The 6,908-nt window shown below is 72.6% G+C and carries 7 protein-coding genes; 3 read left to right on the forward strand and 4 right to left on the reverse strand.

Annotated elements, in window-relative coordinates; translation table 11 throughout:
- The first annotated feature begins 12 nt into the window (after window positions 1–12).
- On the forward strand, window positions 13–1,149 hold the full coding sequence (locus ABD52_RS20920) for a geranylgeranyl reductase family protein (RefSeq protein WP_047892928.1): 1,137 nt from the start codon (window positions 13–15) through the stop codon (window positions 1,147–1,149).
- A 43-nt stretch (window positions 1,150–1,192) separates the two neighbouring features.
- Here the strand turns inward: ABD52_RS20920 and ABD52_RS20925 are convergent, their stop codons facing one another.
- Window positions 1,193–2,227: an NAD(P)-dependent alcohol dehydrogenase gene (locus ABD52_RS20925; RefSeq protein WP_047892923.1), complete on the reverse strand. Its 1,035-nt coding sequence runs from the start codon at window positions 2,225–2,227 to the stop codon at window positions 1,193–1,195.
- 95 nt (window positions 2,228–2,322) lie between these two features.
- Here ABD52_RS20925 and ABD52_RS20930 point away from each other — a divergent pair, with 95 nt between their 5' ends.
- Window positions 2,323–2,508: a hypothetical protein gene (locus ABD52_RS20930; RefSeq protein ID WP_135240224.1), complete on the forward strand. Its 186-nt coding sequence runs from the start codon at window positions 2,323–2,325 to the stop codon at window positions 2,506–2,508.
- A 37-nt stretch (window positions 2,509–2,545) separates the two neighbouring features.
- On the opposite strand, the gene ABD52_RS20935 is transcribed toward ABD52_RS20930, so the two are convergent.
- On the reverse strand, window positions 2,546–4,336 hold the full coding sequence (locus ABD52_RS20935; protein WP_047892924.1) for a bifunctional UDP-sugar hydrolase/5'-nucleotidase: 1,791 nt from the start codon (window positions 4,334–4,336) through the stop codon (window positions 2,546–2,548).
- Between the two features lie 150 nt (window positions 4,337–4,486).
- On the opposite strand from ABD52_RS20935, the gene ABD52_RS20940 reads away from it, so the two are divergent.
- Window positions 4,487–5,389, forward strand: a complete 903-nt coding sequence (locus tag ABD52_RS20940) for an SDR family oxidoreductase (protein WP_047892925.1) — start codon at window positions 4,487–4,489, stop codon at window positions 5,387–5,389.
- Window positions 5,390–5,475: 86 nt separating this feature from the next.
- On the opposite strand, the gene ABD52_RS20945 is transcribed toward ABD52_RS20940, so the two are convergent.
- Together ABD52_RS20945 and ABD52_RS20950 are read right to left on the reverse strand one after the other, a co-directional pair.
- On the reverse strand, window positions 5,476–6,126 hold the full coding sequence (locus ABD52_RS20945; RefSeq protein WP_047892926.1) for a nucleotidyl transferase AbiEii/AbiGii toxin family protein: 651 nt from the start codon (window positions 6,124–6,126) through the stop codon (window positions 5,476–5,478).
- Window positions 6,123–6,401: a hypothetical protein gene (locus tag ABD52_RS20950; protein WP_047892927.1), complete on the reverse strand. Its 279-nt coding sequence runs from the start codon at window positions 6,399–6,401 to the stop codon at window positions 6,123–6,125. Before ABD52_RS20950 ends, ABD52_RS20945 begins: the two co-directional genes overlap by 4 nt.
- Window positions 6,402–6,908: the final 507 nt, after the last annotated feature.

A 6,908-nucleotide genomic window follows, 5' to 3' on the forward strand; every position in this document is an offset into this window, starting at 1 on the left:
GCACCCGTGATCATGGATCTCGTCGTGGTCGGCGGCGGGCCCGCCGGACTCTCCGCCGCGCACGCCGCGGCCCGGGCCGGCGTGCGCACGCTCGTGGTCGAACGGGCCACCCACCCCCGCTACAAGACCTGCGGCGGCGGCCTGATCGGCACGTCGCTGGCCGAGGTCGCCGGCCGCGTCGAGGTGCCCGCCCACGACCGGATCGGCCGGGTCACGTTCACCCGGGACGGGCGACGCGCGTTCACCCGCCGGCACCCCGCGCCGCTGGTCACCATGATCCGCCGGGAGGAGTTCGACGACCGGCTGCGCGCCGCCGCCGTCGCCGCCGGGGCGCAGGTCCGCGAGGGCGTCGCGGTCCGCGCGATCGAGCAGGACCCCGACGAGGTACGCCTGCGCCTGGCCGGCGGTGAGACGGTACGCGCCCGTACCGTCATCGGCGCGGACGGCTCGTCCGGCGTGACGGCACGCCACGTCGGGGTGCGCTTCCGGCAGGTCGACCTCGGGCTGGAACTGGAGCTGCCGGTGGACGCCGCCGAACGGGACCGCTGGCGCGGCCGGGTGCTGCTCGACTGGGGGCCGCTGCCCGGCTCCTACGCCTGGGTGTTCCCGAAGGGCGACCGTCTCACTGTGGGTGTCATCTCCGCCCGGGGCGACGGCGACCGCACCCGCGCCTACCTGCGCGACTTCACCGACCGGCTCGGCCTGTCCGGGGTGAGGCCGGAGCACGACTCCGGTCACCTGACCCGCTGCCGCACCGGGGACTCCCCGCTGTGGCACGGCCGGGTGCTGGTCGCCGGGGACGCCGCCGGGCTGCTGGAACCGTGGAGCCGCGAGGGGATCAGCTACGCGCTGCGCTCGGGCCGGCTGGCCGGGGAGGCGGTGGCCGCCGGTGACCTCGACGCGTACGCCCGGGAGGTCGACCGGCGGCTGACGCCGGAGATGCGCGCCGGGCACCGGCTGCTGGAGGTGTTCGAGCGGCGGCCCGACGTGTTCCACGCGATGCTGGCCAGCCCGCCCGGCTGGCGGATGTTCGTCCGGTTCTGCCAGGGCCGGGCGAGCTTCGCCGATGTGCTCGACCGGCGGCCGGTACGGGCCGCGCTGGCGGTGCTCGACCGCCTGCCCGCGAAGGTACGGTCAGTGGCCGGTTGACCGGGCGTCGTGCCGGTGTTCCCGCACCACTGAACGCCCCGCGTCAGGGGACGATGACCGCCCGCCCCCGCACCTCGCCCCGGCGCAGCGCCTCGTACGCCTGCGGCGCCTCCGCGAGGGGGAACGTGTGCACGTCGGCGTGCAGCCGGCCGTCGCGGGCCAGCGCGATCACCTCGTGCAGTTCGGCCCGGGTGCCCCAGAACGGCACCACCACACCGGTCTCCAGCGGCACCGGGGGCGGCTCGTCGGCGACCGGACGCACCGGCAGCGTGCCGCCGGCCAGGCCCACCAGCAGGATCTGGCCGCCGGTGGCGACGACCTGCCGGGCGGTGTCCAGCGTGGGCTGCGCGCCGACGAAGTCGAGCACCACGTCCGCGCCGTCCGGCGCCGGTCCGACCAGTTCGCGGATCTTGTCCACCGCGTCCGGGCCGGCCTGCACCGTGTGGTGCGCGCCGAGGCGGCCGGCCAGGTCCAGCGCGGCGGTGTTGGTGTCCACCGCGATGATCCGTACCGCTGTGGTGGCCAGCAGGATCTGCAACCCCATGTGCCCCAGGCCGCCGATGCCGATCACCACGCAGGAGGTGCCGGGTCGCAGCCGGGGCCGCGCCAGGTCCACCGCGTGGTACGGCGTCAGCCCGGCGTCGGTGAGCGGCGCCGCCTGGGTCAGGTCCATGTCGCCGACCGGCAGCAGCCGGGACGCGGGCACCACCACGTACTCGGCCAGCCCGCCGTCGCGGCTGAGCCCGATGCCGCCGACCGGGATGACCCGGCAGCGGTTCTCCTCGCCCCGCAGGCAGGCCCGGCACCGGCCGCAGCCGATGATCCCGTAGACGGCGACCCGGTCGCCGGGCGACCAGCCGTCCACACCGGGGCCGACCGTGTCGACGGTGCCGGCGATCTCGTGACCGAGCGTCATCGGGATCGGGAACACGCCCGCCGGGGCGTCGAGGATGTGCAGGTCGGAGTGGCAGGCGCCGACCGCGCCGACGCGCAGCAGCACCTCACCCGGGCCGGCCTGCGGCGTGGGCACCTCCGTGTGCTCCAGCACACCGGGTGCGGTCATCCGTACTGCGCGCATGTCTCCTCCACCTCGTCGCCGACGGTCGACGCGGCGGCATACCCGTGCCGTGGCGGTTGATGCGGAGACGGGACGGGTGGGCGCACAATGCGGTCATGAGCGAGCCGGCCGAGTCGTTCACCGACGAGGAGTACGCGTTCCTGCGGCACGTCCGCTTCGGCGAACTGCCCGCCCGGGTACGCCCGGAGGAGCGGGTCGAGTCCGCCGAGACCGAGTTCCCGCCGGACCGGCCGGACCCGGTCGGCGGGGAGTCGGAGTGGCACCTGCGCGCGGGCGGCTGACGGGGCCCGGACACCGCCGGGCCCCGCCGCCTCACGGTCAGAAGACCGGCACGCCCTCGCGGACCAGCTTCCAGTTGGGTACGAAGAAGTCGGCCGGGTCGATGACGCCCTTGGCCTGCGCCCAGTCGATGAGCAGCTGGCGGATCTCCTGCTGCGCGTTGTAGACCTGGGTCTTCACGATGCCCGGGAAGTTCCCGCCGCCGCTGCGCCGGTAGTTGTTCACCGCCACCACGAACCGGGCGTCCGCCGCGACCGGGGTGTCGGTGCCGGCCAGCACCAGGCGGGTGATCCGCTGGCCGACCGGCTTGGCGATGTCGATGTCGTAGTCGACGCCGGAGAACACGTCGTAGTTGTAGTCCGGCACCGCCGGGTCGCTGATCGTCTCCGGGTTCACCGGCGCGCCCGCCGGCAGCGTGACGAAGTACTTCGCCGAGTACTCCAGGTACGCCTTCACCTCGGCGCCGGTCAGCACGACCGCCTCCAGCGTGTTGTCGTACACGTAGAGGCCCGCCACGTCGCGGATGCGCACGTCGCCCTGCGGGAACACCGCGGTACGGCTGAACGGCGCGGCGATGGACAGCACCGGCAGGCCCGCGTACTCGCCGCCGGCGAGCGCCTCGGTGACCACCTCGGTCTGGACGTGGTTGATGAAGTCCAGGATCGGGGTGTCCTTGTACCGCGACTCGGCGGCCGACAGCTCCACGCTCGACTGGGCGACGACCCGGTTGACGTACTCGACGGTCTTGGTGTGCTGGCCGCGCACGGCCGCGAGCACCGCCGGGTCCTCGACCACGGTGTTGGTGTTCAGCGTGGTGGCCGACTTGGCGGTGACCGTCCAGCGGCCCTTCTCCCGGGTCAGCGTGAAGTCCATCCGGGTCAGCCGTTGGCCCCACTTCGACGGCTCCGAGGTGAGGACCCGCTCGCCGGTGGTGAGGTTGGTGACGAACTTCTCCGGCACCTCGTTGTGCGCGTGGCCGAACAGGATCGCGTCGATGCCGGGGACCTGCTCGGCGATCAGCGCGGTCGGGTTCTCGTTCGGCAGCTCCGGGCCGTAGCTGGAGGTGCCGCTGTCGCCGCCGTGGGCGGAGATGACGACCAGGTCGGCGCCGCGGCGGCGCATCTCCGGCACCCATTTCGCGGCGGTGGCGACCATGTCGGCGAAGACCAGGCGGCCCTCGACGTTGCCCTTGTCCCAGATGGCCACGCCGGGGTTGGTCAGGCCGAGGATGCCCACGCGCAGCTTCGGCGCGCCGTGCCCGCCGAGCTTGACCTCCTTGATCACGTACGGGAGGAACGCCGGCTTGCCGGTCTTCGCGTTGAGTGCGTTCGCAGCCAGCGCCGGGAAGCCGAGCTGCTCGATCCAGGTCGCCAGCAGCGGCAGGCCGTAGTTGAACTCGTGGTTGCCGAGCGTCACCGCGTCGTACCTGAGGATGTTCATGGCGCGGGCCATCGGGTGCGTCTCACCGGTGCTGGTGATCGGCTCCTGCTTGGCGTAGTACGTCGCGAGCGGCGTGCCCTGGATGGTGTCGCCGGCGTCCAGGACCAGCGTGGCCCTGCCCCTGCGCTCGGCGCGGATCTGGTTGACCAGGGTGGCGAGCTTCGCGACGCCGACGTCGTTGTGCTTGCTGTCGTCGAACTCGGCGTCCTTGTAGTAGTCCCAGTTGTAGACGTTGCCATGGGTGTCAGACGTGCCGAGGATCGTCAGGTCCCAGGTCTTCGGCTGCTTCGGCTTCGCCTCGGCGGGCGCGCCGGCCAGCAGGGGAGCGGTCGCGGCGGCGGCCGCGACGGCCAGCACCTGGCGCCGGGAGGCGCCGGAGGAGGAAGTCATGGAGGTGCCTTTCCAATGGGGGTACGCGCCTCGTGGGCGCCGTTGCGCACCATAACCACCACATGTCACCTGCGCCACACCGGCCCGAATCGTTTCCCTTCCGGTCACAGGCTGCTGTTTTCCCGCCCGTCACCGGGGTAGGGCGCATCCATGAGCGAGGACCAGTTCACCCAGCAGCACCCGGCCGAGCAGTACGGACAGCGCGACGGCCAGCCGTCGCAGCAGCAGACGCCGCCCGGCAACGAGCAGGAGATGGGGCCGAAGCCCGACCACGGCGAGGAGTCGTACCGGGGCAGCGACCGGCTCACCGGCAAGCGCGCCGTCATCACCGGCGGTGACTCCGGCATCGGCCGGGCCGTGGCCGTCGCCTTCGCCCGCGAGGGCGCCGACGTGCTCGTCACGTACCTCGCCGACGAGGAGGAGAAGGACGCCCGGGAGACGGTCGCCCTGATCGAGCAGGCCGGGCGCACCGGCGTCGCGGTCCGGTGCGATCTGCGCGAGGAGGCCAACTGCCGCGCCCTGGTCGACCAGGCCGTCCGCGACCTCGGCGGCGTCGACATCCTGGTCAACAACGCGGCGTACCAGATGTCGCAGGACAACGGCCTGCTCGACATCACCACCGAGCAGTTCGACCGGGTCTTCAAGACCAACGTGTACGCCATGTTCTGGCTCTGCAAGTTCGCGGTGCCGCACATGAAGGAAGGCTCGACGATCATCAACACGTCGTCGATCCAGGCGTTCGACCCGTCGCCGCAGCTGCTCGACTACGCCACCACCAAGGCCGCCATCGCCAACTTCACGAAGGCGCTCGCGCAGAACCTGGCCGACCGGGGCATCCGGGTCAACGCGGTCGCGCCCGGCCCGATCTGGACGCCGCTGATCCCGGCCACCATGCCGGAGGAAAAGGTCAAGCAGTTCGGCACCGACACGCCGCTGGGCCGTCCCGGTCAGCCGGCCGAGCTGGCGCCCGCGTACGTCTACTTCGCCTCGCAGGAGTCCAGCTACGTCACCGGCGAGATCCTCGGCGTCACTGGTGGCCGCCCGACGAAGTGAGCCGTCGTCCGGTCCGGCTTTCCCGTTCTGGCTCGCTGGCCTGTGCCGGCCGCCTGGTCCCGCCCCTGGTCGTCTGGTTCCGCCGCTCAGCGGGGCCAGGCGGCCAGCCGGCGGCGCACCTCGGCGATGCGCGGCGCGTCCAGGCCGTAGCGGGTGAACCGTCGGTCGGCCAGCCCGTCGAGGTAGCGGCCCGCGGCGCGCACGTCCTCGTCGTCGAGGGCCGGGTCGACCTGCCGGGCCAGCTCCAGCAGCTCCGCGACCGTGTACCGGTCCAGCGCGGCGGACACGTCGATGTAGTCGCGTACCTCCCGCCGGTTCACCAGCGCGGCGGTCTTGTTGGCGATCAGGTCGCGTACGTCCATGACCGGGCCGAGGTCCATCACCACCGGGCTGCGGTGCCGGTCCAGGCGGGCCAGGCTGAGCCGGATCTGCCGGCCGTCCCGGCTCACCACGAAGTCCCGCAGGTCCTGGTCGAATCCGTCGAACACCTCGCCCAGCCCGCCCGGGTCCACCTCGGCCACCCGGTAACCGGCCCGCTCCAGCGCCGCGCGTACCCCGTCGGCCGCCGCCGCGGCGGCGCCCTCCACGTCGGCGAACAGGTCCACGTCCTCGGTGGGGCGGGTGACCAGGCCGTGTACGGCCCACGCCACCCCGCCGCCGAGCACGAAGCGGTGTGGGCCGGCGGCGGCCAGCGCCACCCGGGCCACCTGCCGGTAGAAGTCGTGCGGGTGGGTCACGCCGGGCGCAGGCTCCGGTGCCGGCCCTCCCAGGCCAGGCGTACGCCCCGGGGCAGGTTGAGCAGCGGCCACAGCCGGCGCAACGTGCCCGCGTGGATCAGCTCGCGCAGGTCCTCCACCCGGGTCGTCTCGCGCAGCACGTTCTCGTACATCCAGAGCAACTCGTCCGGATCGCCCAGGTCGAACGCGCGTTCGCTGCTCCACATGAGGCGTACCGGCAGCTCGACGATGCCGGTGGTGGGACCGGTCAGCTCGTCCAGGGTGCGCGCCACCACGGCGGGTCGCCCGGGACGGGCGAGGTACGCGTGCGCGCCGCCAACTTCATGATCGACCGTTGCATCCTCGCTACCTGTTCGCCCTGTTCGCCCTGTTCGCCCTGTTCGCCTAGCGCGGCGCTCCGCCGGAGATCTTGGAAGATTCGGGCCCCTATGGCGGCCGTTTCCTTCCAAGATCTCCCACGGTCGCGCGTGCGCCAACGCCGGCGCACGGGCCCCGGCGTTTCGCCGACGAGAGATCTTGGTACGCAACGGCCCTCATGGGGGCACTCTCGTACCACGATCTCCGTCCGGCAGTGCGGACGTCGCCGCGAGCATGCCCCGATCATGAAGTTGGCTGCGACAAACCGGACACCGTGTGCCGTCAACCTCATGTTTGACGGGGCCAGGTGAGTCCAGGCGGAGGACGGGGCCGGGATCGGATCGGCCGGGACGGAACGGACGGATGTTGAGGCTGGGCGGGACGCCGGAGGACCAGGGGATGGTTCGGGGGCGGTGTCCCGGGTG

This window comes from Micromonospora sp. RV43, assembly GCF_001029515.1.
In the GTDB taxonomy this organism is placed as follows: domain Bacteria; phylum Actinomycetota; class Actinomycetes; order Mycobacteriales; family Micromonosporaceae; genus Micromonospora; species Micromonospora aurantiaca.